Raw genomic sequence first — 22,441 nt, 5'->3', positions numbered from 1 at the left:
CAGCAAAAGAAGGAAGCATATGAAAAAAATATTTTCTTTATTCCTGGCGATTTGTTTGATTATCCTTCAGACTGGGTTTATATATGATAATTATGTAAGCGCAGAAAATGTTCAATTAAGAAATGAGCCTGATCATAAAGAGCCAAAAAAAGAGATTGGTTTACAAAAACTATTTTCAAACAATACCGATTCTTCATTAACCTTATGGTATACCCAACCTGCCAGGCAGTGGATGTTACAGGCTTTGCCCATTGGTAACGGAAATGTGGGTGCTATGGTTTTTGGAACCGTCAAAAAAGAGCATCTGCAATTCAATGAAAAAAGTCTTTGGAGCGGAAGGCCTCAAGCAGTAACCAATCCCCTGTATCAGCCCAGGATGGACAAAGTAAAAAAATTGCTTGCATCAGGCAGTATACCGGAAGCCGATTCGCTGCTGAAGGAAGCCGGAGGGTTTCCCCGTGAGCATTTTGGTGCTTTTCAACCTTTTGGTGATTTATATATGGAATTCGATCATGGAGATGAAGCCACGGATTATCGTCGTGATCTTAATTTATCCAAAGCGCTTGCCAGTGTTAATTATCGGATTAACGGGGTGTCTTATCGAAGAGAATATTTTGCCAGTTTTCCTGACCAGGTAGTAGTGATGAGGATTACAGCCGATCAACCCGGCAAGATAAATATGCATGTAACAATGACTACTCGCCAGGCACAAGGAAAGTTGATAGTGAGCAATGGCTTAAAGCTTATAGTAAAAGGAACTATGACGGAAAATAAACTTCAGTATAGTTCGCATGTAAAAATTAACCCGGATGGTGGAACCACCAGTACAACTGCAACGGGAATTGAAATAAAAAAAGCAAATAGTGTTGTACTGTTATTAACTGCAAAAACAAATTACGCGATGAATTGGCCAGGTTGCCTGGGAGACTTTGATCCAGACCAGGTGGCCAGCAATTACATTGAAAAAGCTTCAAAAAAAACATACGAACAATTATTAAATGCTCATTTAAAAGACTATGATAATTTGTTTAATCGCGTGCAATTGAAATTAGACCGGCACGATGACCGTAGATCTTTGCCAACAGATCAGGCACTGATTGCCTACACCAAATCCAACGAGCAGAAAATGCAAGATGGTGGCGATCCGACACTTGAAGCATTGTTGTTTAATTATGGACGTTACCTGATGATCGCGTCTTCACGTAAAGGATCTTTGCCGGCGAATCTCCAGGGAATCTGGAATAATTCTAAAACACCAGCCTGGGACAGCGACTATCATACAGACATAAACCTGGAAATGAATTATTGGATAAATGGTCCTACAAATTTACCAGAGTGTTTCAGCCCATTTACAGACTATGTTGACTTCCTACGCGGGCCCGGTAGAAAAACTGCTAAAGATTATTTTAATGCAAACGGATTTTTCGTCAATATTTATACAAATCCATGGGGTTACGCTGAGCCACGTTGGAGCTGGACAGGGGCAAGTGGATGGCTTTGCCAGAATCTCTACGACCATTTTCTTTTTTCGGGAGATCAGGATTATTTGCGAAACAAAGCATACCCAATTATGAAAGAGGCTTGTTCGCTTTACCTGGATCTATTGGTTCCTTATAAAGACAAGTCCCTGGTTATTGCACCTTCTGTGTCACCCGAAATAAATTTTCGTTTTAGTGATAATAAAACTTATCGGACAAGCGCGGGAGCAGCTATTGACCAACAAATTGTTTACGACCTGTTTGTGAATACCATTGAAGCAGCCCGTATTCTTAAGACTGATCCTAGTCTGATCAATACACTGACGGACCGCTTGAAACGGCTTTCAGCACCGGTGAAGATTGGCAATAACGGGATGCTACAGGAATGGGTGGAAGACTGGCAGGCTGAAGATCTTCAGCATCGTCACATTTCACATCTTTATGCACTTTACCCGGGAAGGATGATAGATCCTATAAAGACTCCTGAATGGACAAAGGCCGCTATGAACTCGCTTACATTACGTGGAGACAATCAAACTGGTTGGGGAACAACATGGCGAATCGCCTGTTATGCTAGGCTTGGTGAAGCTGAAAAGGCCCATACATTTTTCAAAAGTATTATCAGGCATTGCATCGATACAAGTATTGTTTATCGTAATGGAGGTGGAGCTTATGATAACCTGCTCACCTGCCATTCGCCTTTCCAGATCGATGGCAATTTTGGTTATTCGGCCGCGGTTGCAGAAATGTTGCTGCAAAGCCATGTTGGAAACTGGCAACAAGGATACGAGATTCATTTATTACCAGCCTTACCAAAAGCGTGGCCCAATGGTATGGTGAAAGGGCTGATGGCGAGAGGTGGACTCACGGTTGATGTAGAATGGAAAGCCGGAAAACTGGTGAAGGCTATGATTTCATCTGAGCTAGAGAAGACCACAAAAGTCACCTATAAAGGAAAAACTATTGAAATAAAGATAAGTAAAGGGAAACCGTTATCGCTTGATGCTGAGCTTAAAAAATTAAATAGTTAAATCATCTACAGATTTGATTTTTAAACCTGCACAACCAGTAAATTATCCATTACCTGAGTTTTTACATCCCCGCAGTCGTTATAGTTAAGCTTGTAGTAAAATGGAGATCTCCGGATGTTACTATATGTGACTACGCTTATATCTGCCTATTCGCTTTCTTCATTCATTTGTCTGTATAACTATCTGTATTTCAGCAGAACTGGTACCGCAAAGGCATACGAGCCGAACCAGGAACCGCTATCAGTAATATATAATTCCCGGTCTGTCCATTATATTCTTATGGCTTTGAATAAATCTTGCGCCAAATCAACATTCCTGTTTTTCCACAAATACATTTATTTCTATATCAGCATCTTTAGTTTAATCATAGGATAATCCATTAATACAATAAGTTATTCTATCTGTAATTAGTGGAGGGTTAGTAGTTTTGGTATCGTGCAATTGAATCAATAACGCATTAATGCTATATGGAAAAAACGGTGTTAGCCTGGCAGGAGACTATTTTTTTACCGACCTATAATATTGGGAGCCCAGAAAAAAATCCGGTTTTCCTGGAGAAGAGGGTTTACCAGGGCAGCAGTGGTGCCGTGTATCCGCATGCAGTAGTTGAGAAGATTGAAGATGAAAAAACCGATAAAGCTTACAAGGCTGTGTTTTTGGAAAATGATTTTTTGAAGATCATTATCCTGCCTGAACTGGGCGGTCGCGTATACCGCGCTTATGATAAAATCAGGAACCGTGATTTTGTTTATTATAACCAGGTGATAAAACCAGCACTAGTGGGTTTAACCGGTCCCTGGATCAGCGGCGGCATTGAATTCAACTGGCCACAGCATCATCGTCCATCTACTTTTTTACCGGTTGATTTTACAATCAAAGAAAATGCAAACGGCAGTAAAACGATCTGGATAAATGAAGTGGAGATTATGTTCCGCACCAAATGCCAGGCCGGCTTTACATTGTATCCCGATAAAGCTTACCTGGAAATTACAGGCAAACTCTTTAACCGTTCATTATTGCCACAAACATTTTTGTGGTGGGCCAATCCGGCAGTGAAGGTGAATGATCATTACCAATCGGTTTTTCCACCTGATGTACATGCAGTATTTGATCACGGGAAAAGGGATGTATCGGATTTTCCGGTGGCAACAGGTACTTACTATAAAGTAGACTATTCGCCAGGTACAGATATTTCATTGTACAAAAATATACCTGTACCTACTTCTTATATGGCCATTAAATCTGATTATGATTTTGTTGGTGGATATGAACATGATACCCGTTCAGGAATTCTGCATGTGGCAAATCATCACATATCGCCAGGGAAAAAGCAATGGACCTGGGGCAATGGCGATTTTGGCCAATCCTGGGACAGGAATCTCACCGATAAAGACGGGCCCTATATTGAATTAATGACCGGCATTTTTACAGACAATCAACCGGATTTTTCATGGTTGCAACCAAACGAGGAAAAGACATTCGAACAATATTTTATGCCTTATTATAAGGTAGGCATGGTAAAGAATGCTACCAAAGAGGCCATGATCAATGTAGAAATAAAAGAGAAAACCATTTCGATCATTGTTTATGCTACTGCTGCTTATCCAAACAGTGACATCAATATTTATAATAAAGGCGAATTACTAACTGTTTTCCAGGCAAGTCTTTCTCCTTCAGAAATATTCGAAGATAAATTTGAAATACCAGGTGAGTTTCAGGTACACGATCTGAAAATTGCAGTTGTGAATGAGGATGGAAAATCTTTGGTTGATTATGAGTTTGGTAAAACAGAACAAAAGGAAATTCCACAACCTGCAACCCCTGCCAAACATCCTTCAGCAATACAAAGCATCGAAGAGTTGTACCTGAACGGGCTGCATATTGAACAATACCGGCACGCTACCTACCAGGCTTCTGATTACTATGAAGAAGCTTTAAGACGGGAGCCAAACGATAGCAGGTGTAATAATGCTATGGGATTAATATCCTTACGTTATGGGCAGTTTGCAAAGGCTGAGAAATATTTCCTATCAGCCATCAAAACAATCACGTCGCGTAATCCAAATCCTTACGATGGTGAATCATACTATAACCTGGGGATAAGCCTGCAATTACAAGGAATGTTAAAGCATGCATATGATGCTTTCTACAAAGCGACCTGGAATGACGCATGGCAACACAGTAGTTTTTTACAGTTGGCCAAAATAGATACGCTGAATCATCGCTACGATGAGGCCCTGAATCTGGTAGAAAAATCATTGGTGAGGAACTATCACAGCCATTCAGCCCGGCATTTAAAAACTATAATTCTAAGAAAATTAAATAGAATTTCCGAGGCTTTTGATTGTATCACCGATTCATTGGAGATCGATCTTTTCAATTTCGGGTGCAGCTTTGAACGTTATTTAATACTGGTCGAAAAAAAAGACCTAATAACCGCGGAACAGCAGTTGAAAGCTATCCGGGTATCAATGAGAAGCGAGGCAAATAACTATTTAGAATACGCTTTTGATTATGCCAGTGCCGGATGTTATTCCGAAGCCATTGTTTTATTGAAATTATATACGCAAGGGGTCGCGGAGGCAAACCCGATGGCATATTACTGCATGAGTTATTTTTCTGAAAAAATGGGTGAAGAGTTGACAGCCCGGGAATTTACACAGAAGGGATTTGCCTGTAAACCCGATTATTGTTTTCCTAATAAGCTGGAAGAAATAGTTGTGCTGCAATATGCCATTGACGCCAATCCTTCTGATAGTAAAGCACTTTATTATTTAGGCAATTTATGGTTTGGCATGAGGCAGTATACTGAGGCAATTGAATGTTTTGAAAAAAGTATTGCATTAGATGCATCATTTCCTACTGCATACCGCAACCTTGCCCTGCTGTATTATAATAAGAAGCAGGATCCGGCGAAGGCGCTGAAAGCAATGGAAACAGCATTCCAGCTGGATAAAAATGATGCGAGGGTTTTGATGGAGCTGGATCAGCTATACAAAAGACTGAACTATCCGATTCAAAAACGATTAAAAATACTAAACAAAAATTCTGCACTTGTAACATACAGGGATGATCTATACCTCGAAAAAATAACGCTGGAAAACAGTTTAGGTAATTATCCTGATGCCAAAGAAATGCTGGAGGCAAGGATATTTCATCCCTGGGAAGGTGGTGAAGGAAAAGTAATTGAACAGTTCCTCGTATGCCATGTGGAGCTAGCGAAGCAAGCTATACTGGACGGGCAATTTGAAACCGCTATTTATTTATTGGAAGCCACAGAACAATATCCGCAAAATTTAGGTGAAGGAAGATTAGAAGGAAAGCAGGAAAACGATATTTATTTCCTGAAAGGATGTATATATCAAGGTATGGGAATGAAGGTGCAGGCGAATGAAATGTTTAACAGGGCGACCAACGGTATTAGTGAACCAATGCAGGCAATTTTTTATAACGATCCCCAACCTGATAAAATATTTTACCAGGGCCTGGCCTGGTTAAAATTGAACAATGCAGAAAAAGCATCACAGATTTTTAACCGCCTGGTTGAATTTGCAAATGAGCATTTCAACGACGAAATTAAAATTGACTATTTCGCTGTTTCACTCCCCGATTTGCTGGTATTCGATACTGATTTAAATGAAAAGAACAAAAATCATTGCCGGTATCTGCAAGGTCTCGGTGAATTGGGTTTGGAAAACTTTGCGGCTTGTGCCAGGCATTTGAATGAGGTGTTGCAACATGACAGTAGCCACACAGGTGCCATTATTCATTTGAACATGATTGATTTTTTAATAAGGCAAAAGGATATGATGTCAAACATTCCTTATTCAAAATAAAACGGGGAGAACAATCAAAACAGGGAAAATCTTGTAAGGATCAAAATAAAAAGTATTCAACCGAAACTCTCACATAAACAATTTTAAAACCTAAACTCACAACATGAAAAAGATTGCTTGTCGGATTTCCAGGTGGCAGATCCTGCCTCTAAATCCACGGGTGCTGATATTTACTGTCTTTGCCATGACGGTATTATCGATGACATTTAATGACCTGAATGCCCAGCAGGTAAATCCCCCCATAAAAGGAAAAGTAATCGATGAGGCAGGGAAACCTTTGCAGGGAGTTACCGTAAAAGTAAAAGGTGATAAAGCTGTAGTTACTACTAATGAGCTCGGTGAATTCAATATCAGCTTGCCTGAAAAAGGAAATAAAATACTTGAAATTTCCTATGTAGGCATGGAGCCGCAGGAAGTGAAAGCCGGTGATCAGCAAAACCTTATTGTTTCGCTTGCACCTGCTTCCGGTGGGGAACAGGAAGTAGTGGTTGTGGGCTATGGTACTCAAAGGAAGCAGGCAGTAACCGGGGCAGTAGTACAAGCTGATCTGAAAACATATGAAAAAGTTCCTGTCAATAATATTATGGAAACCCTGAAGGGTACGGTTGCAGGATTGAATGTTGGAGAAGCAAACACTGCTGGTGGTGTACCGGGTTTTACAATAAGAGGAACAAATACTATTGCTGCTTCCACTGCTCCGCTGATTGTTTTGGATGGAGTTATTTTCAGTGGCTCAATGGCTGATATTGCTCCATCGGATATAGAAAGTGTAACGGTGTTGAAGGATGCAAGTGCAGCTGCTGTGTTTGGTTCCCGTTCTGCCAATGGAGTTATTTTAATAGAATCTAAAAAGGGAAAAAGTGTAAATGGTAAACCTAAATTTGAAATAAACGCAAATTACAGTAGCATCAACGAGCTGCAGCGTTTAAAGGTTTATGACGCCAAGGGCTACATGCAACATTTGTACGATGTCTTAATTGATAATGGTACAAATCTGACTTTCGACCAGACCCCCAATTTTCTGCAAACTATTGAAAAAGAAAATTACAATGCTACTCCCGATCATGCACCTACTTTAGCCGATCCCTATGGCCCGTTTCGCCGCACAGGAAGCAACCTCAATGCCACGGTAAGTGTTTCACAAAGAACTGATAAAATGAATTATTATTTATCAGGAAGCATGGTAGATCAAAAAGGAGTAATTATCAATGATGATTTTAAACACTACTCACTGAGATTAAACTTAGAATCAAAAGTTACCAGCTGGCTAACACTGGGTGTCCGGTCTTACTACAGCTACAGGGATTATCCTGGTGATAGAATATATGGTGCAGGCGCCGGATCAAGTAGCCCGGCCTTATTTAGTCCATATGCCAGTTTATACAATGCTGACGGCAGTTACAATATGTATCCGCAAACAACTACCTCAATGGTGAATCCATTTTTAGTTCTTGCAACGGAAGCATATAACCGCACTAATAACTTAAACGGCATATTAACAGGCACCATCAGAGTTCCCTGGGTAAAGGGGCTAACCTATACGGCCAATTATTCCAAGACTTTGAATTCAAGTGAGACGGGTTCATTTTATGCGAAAAATACTTATTTGGGCCAGGCTCCAAAAGGTTCAGGTTCCAGGAATTATTCAAGGTTAACAGCTACATTATTTGATAACATCATCAAGTATAACCGAACTTTTGCGGGTGTACATAATGTAGATCTGACCTTATTACATTCAAATCAAAAGAACGAAACCTATGGACAGGGCGCATCAGCTACAGGCTTTGATAATGATCAGCTAGGTACCAATCGTTTATCTGCAGGTGCCATCCAGGCGGTTTCTACTTCTGCAGCTGAAAATGAAAGTGTCGGTCAAATGGCAAGGCTTACTTACACTTATAACGACAAATATTCATTAACCGGAACTGTTCGTCGTGATGGTTATTCAGCTTTTTCAGCGAATCACAAATACGGCAATTTTTCTTCTTTGGGTGCTAACTGGAATATTACCAAAGAAAAATTTATGGAGAACTTGAAGTTTTTTAATTTCCTTGCATTGAGGGCTTCTTATGGTACCAATGGAAACCAGTCGATCACTCCTTATAGTACACTGTCCAGGATCTCTAATGGCTATTATTTCTACCAGGGAGATGCCAATTACACGTATACACAATCTATCTCTACACTTGGAAATGAGGATTTGGTTTGGGAATCAACTACCGGTTTAAATTTTGGGCTTGATTTCGAAATTCTTAATAAAAGAATTTCAGGTTCAATAGATGCTTATTCTACAAAAACAAACAACCTCGCATTTACGCTCAGCTTACCAGGCGCATCAGGGTTTACAACCATTACAGCTAATGCCGGTGAAATAGCCAATAAGGGAATTGAACTGAACCTGAGATCAATTAATATTCAAACTCCATCATTCAGCTGGAGATCAGAGGCAGCCTTCTCGCTAAATAGAAACAAGGTGAATCATTTATTGGGTGACAGAGATGGCAACGGTATCGAAGATGATATTGTATCTTCTAATTTATTTATTGGAAAATCTTTGACTTCAGTTTATAACTACCAGGTAACAGGTATGTGGCAACAGGGAGATAAAGACAATGGTTCCATTATGGCCGGCTTCCAGCCAGGGACTTATAAATTACTCGATGTAAATAATAATGGTAAAATAACTTCTGATTCAGATAGAGTGTTTTTAGGCAATACCAATGCAAATTTTCGCTGGAGTTTTACCAACACATTTACTTATAAAGGACTCTCGTTATTGGTTTATGTAAACTCTATCTGGGGTGGTAATGGTTGGTTTATTAATGGTGGAAATACTCCCTGGAACGATGGCTACACCAACAGGGGTGATCTGAACCACCCGGTATTTGATTATTGGACTCCAACCAATACCAACGCAGAGTTTCCCCGCTTAAGTTATGTTAATAAAGCCACGGTACGGGCCCCGAAATATTATGACAGGAGTTTTATCCGTCTTCAAAAAGTAGCGTTGAGTTATGAAGTGACAAAATATGTGAAAAAATATGGGATCAATGGCTTAAATGTTTCCATTAGCGGGGACAATTTAGCCACCTATGCTCCGCATTGGATTGGCCTGGATGCGGCAACGGGTAGTGGACTTACAATGACTTCTATTCCTTCGCTCAGAACCTATTCGATGAGCCTTAATTTTAATTTTTAAGCAAATTGTTTATGAAAAAAATACTCATTCTCTTAATCATGTTTGTAACAGTTGTTACAAGTTCATGTAATAAAGATCTAACCGAAGTTCCGCTGGATTTTTATACTCCTGAAAATTCGTTTAATAATAAAGAACAATTCGAGTCGGCTTTGGCTGGAATTTACCTGGGTTTCAGAACGGATATGTATAATACCACTGATGCCTTTTCAAACTTCGACATGCTTGGCCTGGACCTGGACCTGGCCGATGTTGTATCGAATACTGCAGCAGCAAAGCAGCAATATTTCGGATGGAATACAATGAACGCTGACAATGGATTTGCCAGCAAATGGTGGACACGTTTTTACAGGTATATATCACAGGCGAATACAATTATTGACAGGGCGGAGCTGCCGGCAGCTATATGGTCAACTCCTGCTGACAAAAATGCTATTGTTGGAGAAGCCAGGTTTCTTCGCGCTTTTTCTTATCATTTCTTAGCCAATATGTGGGGCGGAGTTCCATTGGTACTGGAAGAATCAACAACAACTAAATTTGATTATGTAAGAGCCACCCAGGAAGAAGTGTACCAGCAATGCAAACAGGATTTAGAGTTTGCGGTACAATATATGCCTAACGTTGATCTGTTAAAGGGTGGGAGGGCACCACGTGAAGCAGCTTATCATTTATTATCGGAAATTAATATTTCTCTAAAGGACTATGCGGGAGCTATAAATGCTTCGACGGCAGTTATCGGGGGTGGAAAATGCAACCTGATGACCGCAAGGTTTGGAGTACTTAGAACTTTTACTTTTTCCGGGTACGACTACCTCGGTCCGCTCTTGCCCTGGGGTGATGTATACTGGGATTTATTCCAGGAAGGTAATATGAATTGGAAAGAAGGGAATAAAGAAGCGATCTGGAATATTTCCCAGGATGTTGCTATAAAAGGTGGTAACAATATTGACGTGAATTCAGCCGGAGGTTTGTTTGTAATGGACAGATGGTGGGGTCCCATTCCATGGCAGGCAAAAGATAAAAATGGAGTATCAAACTGGTTGATGGATACCTTGGCAGGCCGGCCTGTTGGATCTTTGATCGCTTCAGGTTATTCGGATACAACTATCTGGAATTTTAAAAATGATTTCACAAAAGACGTTCGTAATTCTGAATACAATATTCAACGTAATTTCTATTTTACAAATCCTGCCAGTGCATATTACGGCCAGATTATTACTAAATCAAACGTGGATGCATCAACGCTGGCAATTTGGGCGCCAAGAATTTCGCCTCATTTCAAGAAATTTATCAGGCCTGTACCTTTAGGCCTGGCAACCGATGCCAGCAGTAAAAGAAAGAATGACAATGGTAGAAACTGGAAAGATTGGTATATCATGCGTTTGGCTGAAACCTATTTGCTGAGGGCAGAAGCAAATATGTTGAAAGGTGATTTAACTGCAGCAGCTTCAGATATTAATGTGGTTAGGGCCAGAGCGCAGGCAACTCCTGTAACCGCGGCAGATGTTAACATGGACCTGATCTTAGCAGAAAGGGCCCGGGAATTATATGGTGAAGAATTCAGATTAAATACACTCATGAGAACCGGAAAATTGGTTGAGTACCTGAATAAATATAATGGGTATCTAAAAGACAATAACCTGGTTGCACCGGCTTATGTGAGTAAACTTCCTATCCCCAGAAAAGAAATTGAATCGAATACAGGAGATATTATGACCCAGAATCCGGGGTATTGATTTGCAGTTGGTGTTTTAGCTAAATGCCTGTTCTGAAGAGGGCAGGCGTTTTTTCTCTTTGATTTTCGGATTATTCTTAATCATACGCTCTTCCCCGGAAATAAACCATATATAATATCAAATGCAAAAAAGATTAGTCTTTCTTTTACTTTCCCCGTTTTTACTTTCCAATATCTTTGGTCAGCAACAGCATAACATCTATATATCTACTACAGGAAGTGATGCTAATGTTGGCTCTATTAACAAACCACTTGCCACGCTTGAAAAAGCAAGGAAGCATATAAGAAACCTTAAGGATAAAAATAAAAATTCCGGAACTATCACCGTTTATCTCCGAGGTGGAGAATATTTCCTGGACTCCACTTTTGTGTTATACCCGGAGGATTCCGGTAACCACGGTAACAGCATTATTTATTCCTCCTATCCCGGGGAGAAGGCAGTACTTATTGGGGGAAGACAAATCAAAGGCTGGAAGACGCTGAATGAAAGTCCCGAAATAAGTACTGCAGCGCGGGATAAAATATGGGTTGCCGATGTGCCCGGGGGATGGCTTTTCCATTACTTGTTTGTCGATGGTAAGCTTGCGATCCGGTCCCAATCAGATCATCGTTTTTGGAGGCAATGGAATAAGGATCACAAACCTGGAAAGCCAGATTCCAACGGGCAGCTGATATCGTTTAGCGACAAACAGCAATTAAAATACTTGCCTTCAAATGGTGACGCAGAAATGGTTTGCATTATGGCGCAGTATGGGGTTATGGGAAATGGTGTTATAAGCGATGTTGATACGGCCAAGGGAACGCTTCGATGGAACAGCCACCAGGTTAATATCACCGGATCAAGGGATAGTCATGAACGAGGTTATCGTTTTGAAAATGCATTGTGTATGATTGATCGGCCAGGTGAATGGGCTGTGAATTCAAAAGCCGGTAAGCTGTATTATTTTCCGAAGGAAAACGAGGATATAAATTCAATCCGGGTTATTGCGCCCCGACTCTACGAATTAATCCGGCTGCAAGGTGATGAAAACAGCCAACGTTATGTGCAATATATCGAACTGAGAAATCTTGAATTAAGATATACGGATCGTTTGCCGGAAGATCAATGGCTGTATACCACCCTCATGCGTCAATGGGAAAATATTGATGCTGCTATTTTTTTGACCGGCACCATGAATTGTTCCATCACTGGTAATAAGATATTATATAGCGGTGCATATGGTATTACACTAAATCATTTCAATCAACAAAATTCAATTAATGGTAATGAAATTGGATTTACCGGTAGTGGTGGAATATTCTTAGAAGGATATGGCCCCGGAACAATGGATGTTAATAAATTCAACACCATCACTGCCAATTATATACATGATCATGGGCTTGGAAATTACTGGCACTCACCCAGTATACAGATATATCAAAGCGGTAATAACACTATTTCTTATAATTTATTACAGCGTTCGGCTTATAGCGCAATTTCTACTGTGGGAATTGATCCCGGAAGAATGAGCGATTCAACATTTTATACACCTGGCAATTTTGAAGGGCAGGTGCAGAAATGGAATATGGCTCAAATCCGGTTCGAAGACTTTGATCCCGGAATAAGAGAAGGATTGAGAAATGGCAATTTCAAATTTGACCGGGAAACCATGAAGCCATACCTGCATTCTAACAACAATTCGATTACTTATAATATTATTTCGGAACCACACAGTTTATTAAATGAAGGTGGGGCCATTTATGAATGGTGTTCCGGAAAAGGTAACCTATGGAAAAATAATGTCATCTTCAAATCAAGAGGCATGCCAGGTTCATCAGTGCTTGCTCTTGATGATTTAGCCGAATATACCACAGTTGAAAATAATTGTTTTTGGGTAGAGGGAACTATATTGAATGGCGTGGGTTCAAGAAAAACGGAAAGAGGAAATATAATAAGCAATAACTATCGTGTTAACTATAAAACACGGTTTGCAGCAACAGCTTCCCTGGACAAAATCGGTGTATGGTGGATGAACGAACCGGGCCGGGAAAAAATGGACGAGCTGGTTAAAATCATAACGAACAATGTTCGCAAAAAAGGTGGTTGGCCCGGGAATTCAGGCATCGGGATACCAGGGATTGGAGAAGAGATTACTAAATATGGGGAGTCAGACGATCTGCCAAAAGACTCACATGTTACAATTGAAGAGAAATAATTTACAAGCAGCTACTATAACCAATTTGAAGGTATAATAATGAAAAACAAGAAAACAAATATCATATTCCTTTTTCTTCTCCTGCTTTCATTTTCAGGACAATCACAAACTGCAAAACAAATATTTATTTCGCCTTCAGGAAATGATAAAGGACGAGGCACCATTGACAAACCATTTGCCACTTTGGAAAAAGCGCGCAATGCCGTTAGAAAGATCGTGCAAAAAGAAAAGAATATTTCTATTACCGTTTATTTAAGGGCAGGAAATTATTCATTAAAAAATAGCGTGGTATTTGACAGCCTCGATGCCGGATCAAAAGAACACCCTGTTATTTATTCCGCTTATAATGATGAACCGGTTTTTATATCCGGGGGTATTTCCATACCTGTTAAATATGCAAAACCGGTAACGAATAAGGCCGTTTTAGAACGGTTTCCATCAGCAGCAGCCAACAGGATATTGGAGGTCGATTTAAAGAAGGCCGGCATTACCAATTTTGGTACCATGACACCACATGGTTTTGCCAGACCTTATCAACCAGCCCCGATGGAACTGTTTTGTAATAAAAAAGCCATGCGTTTATCCCGGTATCCCAATGATACTTTAATTCCTATCGGTAAAGTTTTAGATAAGGGTTCAATACCCCGGGATGGAGATTTTTCGCATCGTGGTGGAAAATTCCAATTTTCAACGGATCAACCCAACCGTTGGACAAAAGCAAAAGACATCTGGATCTCCGGATTTTTTCGTTACGGGTATGCTGACGATGCTGTGCAGATCGCAGACCTTGACCTGAAAAATAAAGTGATTACTACCAAACAGGAAACTATGTACGGATTTGCCAGCGGTGCCAATTTTCAACGCTGGTTCGCCTACAATTTAATGGAGGAGATTGATTTACCTGGCGAATATTATATCGATAGAGCTGCGGCTGTATTGTATTTCTACCCGTTACAGGAGGATTTGAAAACGATTGAATTGTCGATGATGGAAGAACCCCTGATACAATTAAAGAATGCATCATTCATTCAATTTACTAAGTTAAATTTCGAGTGTTCAAGGGGAATGGGTGTATATATTGAAAAAGGAAAGGAAAATAAAATTGATCACTGCCTTTTTAGAAACCTTGGCATTCTCGGCGTTTGTATTGGAAAAGGAATTGAGCCTTTCACAGAATTAACACATGAGGGAGATGGGCAACCAGCATCGGGCCGGCTGGGCAGTTTATCGAATCACCTGTATAAAAATACCACCTATGATCGTGAGGCAGGAACTGGCCATATTGTTTCCAATTGTGAAATTTATAATACGGGAGCAGGTGGTGTTAGTTTAGGTGGAGGAAATCGTTTAACCCTCGAAAGAGGAAATAACCAGGTAGTTAATTGCCGCATTCATGATTTTACCCGTTTGGATCGTTCTTATAAATCGGGTGTGAATATTGACGGAGTGGGCAACCATATCCGTAATAGTGAAATTTATAATTGTCCCGGAAGCGCCATTGCACTACATGGTAATGATCATGTTATAGAATATAATTCAATTCATCATGCGGTAACAGATGGCGACGATATGGGATCTATTTATTATGGAAGGGATCCCAGTGAACAAGGTAATAAAGTACAGTATAATTTCTTCCACCATATTGGCAATGACCACGGGCTTATTGTAGCTGTGTATCATGATGATGGCGCCTGTGGTATGACGGTAACCGGCAATATCTTTTATCTCGCGGGTTCCAGGAACATCCTGGTGGGTGGGGGAAGTGACAACGTGTATAGAAATAACATATTTATCGAGGCGCCAATGGCGTTTCATCTTGATAATCGTTTGATGGGTTGGGCTAAATCCAGCCTTGACAAAAAAGGCATTTTTCAAAAACGTCTCGAGGCAGTAAACTATAAACAAGCTCCTTATTTGACTGCATATCCCAAACTCAGTAATTATTTCGAAGACAACCCGGCATTACCAAAAAGAAATTTTATTGAAAATAATGTATTTATCAATGTGGATTTGGTTCACAACGGCAGTGCCGGCTGGTCTTATTTCGGTAGAAATTATATAGCCGATGGGGATCCCGGTTTTGAAAATTACAAGGAGATGAATTTCCAGCTAAAGCCATCATCAAAAATATTCAAAATCCTGCCTGATTTCAAAGCAACAACTTTCAGCAAAATTGGAGTTCAGGCTCAATAGTAAAATGATAAATAGTCAGCATCAAAAATTTAAAGCCTGGTGAAAAGAATAGGTTTATTTTTTTTATTCTTCATCGTCAGCACCGGGCTACTTAATGCTCAAAAAAAAGCATTAAGCGACTATGATTTAATATGGCTGACACCTGGCCTGAACTCCCAGGGATCTATGCCTTTAGGCAATGGAGATATTGGTGTGAACCAATGGGTGGAAGAGAATGGCGATTTTGTTTTTTATATTTCAAAAACAGATGCATGGAGTGAAAACGGGCATTTGCTGAAATTGGGATTAATAAGGATCTCCCTGTTTTCAAATCATTTAAATGGCAAATCATTCAATCAAAAACTTGAATTGGAAAAAGGGGTGATCATTGCAAATTATGGAGACGCCCGGATCAGGCTTTGGGTGGATGCTAATCACCCCACTATTCAAGTTGATATTGACAGTAAAACACCTTTAAAAGCAAAAGTAAGTTTCGAAACCTGGAGAAAGGAACGCAAACTTGTTAAAGGAACAGAAACAAGTGGAATTTACGGTGTGAGTGATGTGGATAAAAGCATGAGTTTTATAAATCCTATTTACACTGAAGCCGATACCGTAATATCTAATAATAACAACAATATTATCAGTTGCCATCATAACAGCTACTCTCAATGGAAAGCAAACCTGGAGTTACAGGCGCTGGATGAAATGGCAAAAATCAATGCTGACCCGCTTTTAGACCTTAACTATGGAGTTTGTATTGAAGCGGATGGCTTTGTAAGTTCCTCTGATACATCCCTGCTCAGCAAATCATCATCAACTCATTTCCAGGTAAATGTTTATCCGTTTACCCAAACAGGATCGATCGCTGACTGGAAAGAATCGGTAGTCAAAAAAAAGGAAGACGTAAAAAAACTTTCTTCTCAAAAAAGGCAAAAAGCACATTATCAATGGTGGGAAAAATTCTGGAATAGAAATTACATTTTTATCACCTCCAAAGATGCGGCTGCCCGCCATGAGGCAGAAATGGTTACGCAGGGTTATATACTTCAGCATTTTATGAATACGTGTGCTGGTCGCGGCAACTTTCCTATAAAATTCAATGGCTCTATTTTCACGGTTGACACTTACAACAGGAAAGGTTCCGGGGAGGGCCTTGATGCAGATTTTAGAAGATGGGGCGGTCCCTATTGGTGGCAAAATACACGTTTGATATATTGGTCAATGCTTATCTCTGGTGATTTTGAGATGATGAAGCCGTTGTTTAAGATGTATATGGATGCATTGCCATTGCGCCAGGCTGCAACAAAAAAATATTATAATCATGAAGGTGCTTTTTTTCCTGAAACAATGAATTTCTGGGGCGCTTTTACAAATACCAACTATGGAATAAACAGGGATAACCTTGCCCACGGAGAAGTAACTAATAGGTATATCAGGTATTATTGGCAAGGCAGTCTCGAACTTTCTTTGATGATGCTTGACTATTACTCCTTTACAAACGACAAGGAATTTGCAAAAAATACGCTCGTCCCATTTGTATCCGAAATACTTATTTTTTTTTATCATCATTGGAAACGGGGTGAAGATAAAAAAATCCTTTTCTCACCTGCAATGTCATTGGAAACATTTCATACTGCCGTAAACCCATTACCAGAGATTGTAGGAATAAGAAAAGTTGCGGAGAAAATGCTTGCATTGCCAGGAGCTTTTACTTCATCACAACAAACTGAGCTATGGAAAAATTTGATACAGGATCTGCCGGCGATTCCACAACGGGTAATAAATGGCGATACACTGCTGGCACCGGCACAAACATACAGTGATATAAATAACAAGGAAAACCCTGAGTTGTATGCTGTGTTCCCTTACAGAACGTTTGGTATTGGTAAACCGGGTATGGATGTAGCTTTGAATACTTTTGAAAAGCGAACGCATAAAGACAATGGTGGATGGATACAAAATTCTATCCAGGCTGCTTATCTCGGCTTAGCAGACAGCAGCAAAAAAATGATTGTGGAAAGTTTTTCTACCTGGGACAAAAATTTCCGCTTCCCTGCTTTCTGGGGACCTAATTATGATTGGACTCCTGACCAGGACCATGGCTGCGTGGCAATGAACGCGCTTCAACGAATGATCATCCAGTATGAAGATAACGAGGTGAGATTATTACCGGCCTGGCCAAAAGAATGGGATTTAAGTTTTAAGGTCAGCGGACCCAATAAAACAATTTTCAGCGGAACTATTGAAGAGGGAAGGATAACTACCCTGAAAGTAAGTGGCAGAAAAAGAGTAGACATTATCAAGTAGAAATGATTGAAATAAACAGACAAATGGATAAAATTATAAGCTGCCTCTGTGTAAAAAGATCTGTTTTATATTTATTGCTATTATCCTTTTTAATACATCATACACTTTATTCACAGGATAAATTTGCAGACATTGCCACACGTAAGTATGATACCAGGCTCCAGTTCCTGGTAGAACCGCAACCTCAGGTATTGCCACAAATCAGTTTGCCCGTTTCTAATAACCCGGCTGCCGCCTTTAAAGAAATTAAGCCGATTTCTACCGCGCAGGAACTCTATGCTGAGCTGGCAAAAGTCAAAAAAAAGTATGAGCCGTTTATGCAGAACCTGGCTCCCTTACCCTTAGTTACAAGAAAAAAAATTCCATTAACTTCTTTTAACTGGCGTATTGAAACGCCGGAAGATCTTGCTGATTTTTCTTCAACATTAAAAGGAGAAGGTAAATGGGATAAAGTAAATATTCCTCATTTCGGTCCGCCACTTGGCCGTGCTGTTACTTATTATTTTAAAGAATTAGTGTTAACAAAAGAAGATTTTTCAAAAGGTGCCTTGTTTATCTGCTTTAAAGCGGTGGATTACAAAGCCTCCGTATTTGTCAATGGCCGCTTTTGCGGTTCTCATGAAGGCTTTTTTGCCCCATTCGAATTTGACATTTCAAAAATAGCCCACGATGGAAATAATGCTATCCTTGTTAAAGTAGAAAACGATTTTACAACAACCGGTGGTAAGGATGATAAGGGCAATGCTGTAATAGGCGATAAAATATATGCGATGAGCGGTTTGGGTTATGATGACCCGGATTATGGCTGGCATACCTGCCCCGGCGGAATGGGTATTTACCAGGATTGTTATATTGAATCGAGGTCACCACTGCATATCAATGATATTTTTATCCGCCCCCTGTTGGAGAAATCAACAGCTGAGGCCTGGATAGAAATAAATAATTTTGAGCCATACCCGGTTGATGCCAGCTTAAGAATTTCGGTATACGGTCAAAATTTTTCGGAAACAGTGGTGGAGAACATGGAATACATTCCTTCAACTACCTATATACCTGGTGTAGGAGATCTTGCCAAACCTTCAGACTGGGAAAAAACAAGATTGAAAATGGGTTATGGAGCCAATTATTTGCGCATACCCATAAACATGAAATCATACCGCTTGTGGGATCCTGCTACACCCTGGCTTTACCAACTGCAGGTAAAAGTATACGATGCCAAAGGGAATCTTACCGATACCCGGGTGCAACAATTTGGCATGCGAAGTTTTACCATGGATACGGTGAATACGCCAAAAGGAAAAATGTACCTGAACGGCAAAATGATTCGTTTGCGCGGAGCCAACAGTATGGGCTTTGAACAACGCTCGGTTTTTAATAAAAACTGGAATCAGCTAACCGATGATTTGTTACTTGCCAAGCTTTGCAATCTTAATTATTTGCGCTTTACCCAAAGGCCGCTTCAACCTGAAGTATATGATTATTGTGATAAACTTGGTCTTCTCAATCAAACAGACCTTCCGCTTTTTGGAGCTCTTCGCCGTAACCAGTTTGTTGAAGCTGTTAAACAGGTGGAAGAGATGGAACGCCTGGTCCGCAATCATCCATCTACCATTCTCATTACCTATATCAATGAAAGATTTCCTAACGCTGAGGGTAACCCGCAGCGTAGTTTGAACACTGCAGAAGAATATTACCGGTTGTTTTCGGCCCTGGATCAGGCTGTATTACTGAACAACCCTGATCGGGTAATAAAAGCCGGTGATGGTGATTATGATCCGCCTTCACCAGGACTTCCGGATAATCATTGTTATAATACCTGGTATAATGGTCACGGACTTTCACTCGGAAAAATGTACAAGGGATATTGGCAACCGGTAAAACCCGGATGGGTATATGCCTGCGGCGAGTTTGGTGCTGAAGGACTTGATCCAATCAATGTGATGAAGAAATATTATCCGTCATCATGGTTGCCGAAAAATAAAGAAGAAGATCTTACATGGACAGCTAACCGGATATCGATGTCTCAGACACATCGTTTTCATTATATGTGGTATAACCCCCAAAATAGCTTGGATGGTTGGATTAATGCGAGCCAGGATTACCAGGCCTGGGCCATGAAATTTGTAGCTGAAAGTTTTCGTCGCGATAACAGGATGGTTTCATTCGCCGTTCACCTTTTTATTGATGCCTGGCCTGCGGGCTGGATGAAGGCTATCATCGATGTTGATCGTCAACCCAAGAAAGCTTTTTTTACCTATCGCAATGCCCTGGAACCGCTGATGGTCTCTATTCGCAGCGACCGCAATAAGTTTTTTGCCGGTGAAAAAACTGCTTTTGAAACCTGGGTTTGCAATGATCTCAATACAATGCTTCCAGGCTATCATCTGAAATATCAGGTCGAAAAAGAAGGGAAGATAGTGTGGGCCAACCAGGTGGCAGCAGATATCCCGGTTAACAGTTCACAGTTCCAGGGTTTTATTCAATACCAGGCTCCTGGGGTGAGTAACCGAACATTGTACAAGCTGCGCCTGGCGCTGGTTAACGAAAAAGATGAAAGTGTTTATCAGAATGAGTTTGAATTTGAAGTGTTTCCTCAACCAGCTACCCCAAAGAAAAATGTTTACATTGTAGGTGAAGCCAATGGAAAGGCAGCTGAACTGGCCAGGCAATCGGGTTATGGGATCACATCATCAGGTGAAACCGCCAGTGCAATTTTAATTGATGATTTTGAAAAATATAAAGCTATTGAATCAACAATAAATGATTGGGTGAAGGCGGGTAAATCTGCGGTGTTTATTGAACTTCCCGCGCAACAATATTCAATCGCCAGTACTGCAATTTCTATTGAGAAAAATAGCATGGGAGATTATTATTTTGCTTCATCGGTTACAGGACATAATCTCGTAAAAAATAATCGTCCATTTGATTTTCAGAATTGGTACAGTCGAAAAACAGATTGCATAGAACCCATTCTTTCTTATACCATGTCGGCTGCTGGCTGGAGTTCTATTTTGTCGAGTGGCAATTCAAATTGGTTGGGAGATAAGGGAAAGGTGATGGCAGCGGGAGAATTAAAATACGGCAAAGGTGTTTTCAGGATCTGCGAATTGCAATTGGTGGATCGCGTAAATGATAACCCGACAGCTTTGAGATTTCTTAATTCACTGCTTGGTAAATAGAAATTTAATTGAACCGGATATTTTAATATTATAATAATGAAGCTGACGAAAATCATATTGATGTCATGTTGTTTTGTTGCCATTGCACAAATAACAAATGCACAGCAGTCCAAAGAATTAAGTTCTCCTGACGGAAAGCTGGTTTTTTCGTTCAGTTTGTCAGATGAAAAAGCACCTCTATATTCCATCCGATTTCAAAATAAACCAGTGGTGCTTTCTTCTGTTTTGGGGTTGAATGGCTGGGACAAAGGATTTACATTGTCCGATTTGTCTTTTTCAAAAAACGATACGATATGGAAACCTGTCTATGGCGAGCGTAACCAAGTTCGTGATAATTACCAGGAAATGATGATCACTTTATTGCATAGCAATAATGACAAATTGAAATTTCAGATCCAGGTAAGAGCTTACAATGAGGGCATTGCATTTCGCTACCTTTTACCAGAAAACCCGGAAGGCGGACGGGATATCAGCATTCAAAAGGAAATGACTGAATTTACAATGCCGGAAGGCACAAAAGCCTGGTTCACCGATAGGGCACAGGGCGAGTACAATTTATTACCTATGAATAACTGGCCCGATGAAGGCGAAAGGCCATTGGTATTACAACTTCCTGATGGAAAATATGCTTGCCTGGCTGAGGCAGGAATGGTCAACTACTCAAGAACAAAATTCGCGTTAAATCCAATTAAGGCCAACACGGTAATTTGTTCTATTTATGATCGTGTAGATTTTTTTACACCGTTTAGTACACCATGGAGAGTTGTAATGATAGCAGAACAGGCGGGACAGTTACTAGCCAACAATGATTTGTTGCTGAACTTAAACCCGCCATGTGAAATCGAAAACACTTCGTGGATAAAACCGGGGAAGGTGATGCGTGAAATATCTCTTTCGATGAAGGGTTCAAAGGACCTGGTAGATTTTGCAGTAAAACGCCATTTGCAATATATTCATTTTGATGCTGGTTGGTATGGATATGAATATGTAGTGGCTTCAGATGCAACAAAGGTAAATGTCGACCCCCGTCGAAACCCTAAAAGCGACCTGGATTTGCAGGAAGTTATTCGTTACGCTAATGGGAAGGGGATAGGCGTATTTCTTTATGTAAATCAAAGGGCATTGTATAAGCAATTAGACGAGCTTCTTCCTTTGTTTCAGAAATGGGGTGTGCGTGGTGTCAAGTTTGGTTTTGTAGAAGTAGGTTCACATAAGTGGACGACATGGCTACATGATGCCGTAAAAAAATGCGCGAAATACCGGTTGATGGTCGACATTCATGATGAATACAGGCCAACTGGTTTCAGCC

The 22,441-nt window shown here is 40.3% G+C and carries 9 protein-coding genes; all 9 read left to right on the top strand.

The features are described from left to right. The first annotated feature begins 19 nt into the window (after positions 1 to 19). On the top strand, positions 20 to 2,509 hold the full coding sequence (locus VK664_RS14305; RefSeq protein WP_461399358.1) for a glycoside hydrolase family 95 protein: 2,490 nt from the start codon (positions 20 to 22) through the stop codon (positions 2,507 to 2,509). A 467-nt stretch (positions 2,510 to 2,976) separates the two neighbouring features. Then, positions 2,977 to 6,345, top strand: coding sequence for a DUF5107 domain-containing protein (locus VK664_RS14300; protein WP_461399357.1), 3,369 nt, complete (start codon positions 2,977 to 2,979; stop codon positions 6,343 to 6,345). A 103-nt stretch (positions 6,346 to 6,448) separates the two neighbouring features. Then, a complete protein-coding gene (locus tag VK664_RS14295) occupies positions 6,449 to 9,544 on the top strand; it encodes a SusC/RagA family TonB-linked outer membrane protein (protein WP_461399356.1) in 3,096 nt (1,031 codons plus the stop codon). Between the two features lie 11 nt (positions 9,545 to 9,555). Next, positions 9,556 to 11,277, top strand: coding sequence for a RagB/SusD family nutrient uptake outer membrane protein (locus tag VK664_RS14290; RefSeq protein WP_461399355.1), 1,722 nt, complete (start codon positions 9,556 to 9,558; stop codon positions 11,275 to 11,277). Between the two features lie 121 nt (positions 11,278 to 11,398). Then, positions 11,399 to 13,471, top strand: coding sequence for a right-handed parallel beta-helix repeat-containing protein (locus VK664_RS14285; protein WP_461399354.1), 2,073 nt, complete (start codon positions 11,399 to 11,401; stop codon positions 13,469 to 13,471). Between the two features lie 39 nt (positions 13,472 to 13,510). Then, on the top strand, positions 13,511 to 15,664 hold the full coding sequence (locus tag VK664_RS14280; protein WP_461399353.1) for a right-handed parallel beta-helix repeat-containing protein: 2,154 nt from the start codon (positions 13,511 to 13,513) through the stop codon (positions 15,662 to 15,664). Between the two features lie 39 nt (positions 15,665 to 15,703). Further along, entirely contained in the window at positions 15,704 to 17,953 is a 2,250-nt protein-coding gene (locus tag VK664_RS14275) for a DUF5703 domain-containing protein (protein WP_461399352.1), read from the top strand. A 23-nt stretch (positions 17,954 to 17,976) separates the two neighbouring features. After that, the gene (locus VK664_RS14270; protein ID WP_461399351.1) at positions 17,977 to 21,132 is read left to right on the top strand and encodes a sugar-binding domain-containing protein; all 3,156 of its coding nucleotides are present in this window, start codon (positions 17,977 to 17,979) and stop codon (positions 21,130 to 21,132) included. 36 nt (positions 21,133 to 21,168) lie between these two features. Further along, positions 21,169 to 22,441, top strand: a 1,273-nt coding sequence (locus VK664_RS14265; RefSeq protein WP_461399350.1) for a glycoside hydrolase family 97 N-terminal domain-containing protein, incomplete at its 3' end; no start/stop codon positions are given.

The organism is Flavitalea sp. (assembly GCF_035489435.1).
Lineage (GTDB): Bacteria > Bacteroidota > Bacteroidia > Chitinophagales > Chitinophagaceae > DATHKG01.
Note: the sequence above shows the minus strand (reverse complement) of the source record. Positions and strands in the feature narration are given on the sequence as shown.

Bases quoted from the DNA above. Each gene is read 5' to 3' on its own strand.
- VK664_RS14305 (WP_461399358.1), top strand. From the start codon at position 20: ATGAAAAAAATATTTTCTTTATTCCTGGCGATTTGTTTGATTATCCTT.
- VK664_RS14300 (WP_461399357.1), top strand. From the start codon at position 2,977: ATGGAAAAAACGGTGTTAGCCTGGCAGGAGACTATTTTTTTACCGACC.
- VK664_RS14295 (WP_461399356.1), top strand. From the start codon at position 6,449: ATGAAAAAGATTGCTTGTCGGATTTCCAGGTGGCAGATCCTGCCTCTA.
- VK664_RS14290 (WP_461399355.1), top strand. From the start codon at position 9,556: ATGAAAAAAATACTCATTCTCTTAATCATGTTTGTAACAGTTGTTACA.
- VK664_RS14285 (WP_461399354.1), top strand. From the start codon at position 11,399: ATGCAAAAAAGATTAGTCTTTCTTTTACTTTCCCCGTTTTTACTTTCC.
- VK664_RS14280 (WP_461399353.1), top strand. From the start codon at position 13,511: ATGAAAAACAAGAAAACAAATATCATATTCCTTTTTCTTCTCCTGCTT.
- VK664_RS14270 (WP_461399351.1), top strand. From the start codon at position 17,977: ATGGATAAAATTATAAGCTGCCTCTGTGTAAAAAGATCTGTTTTATAT.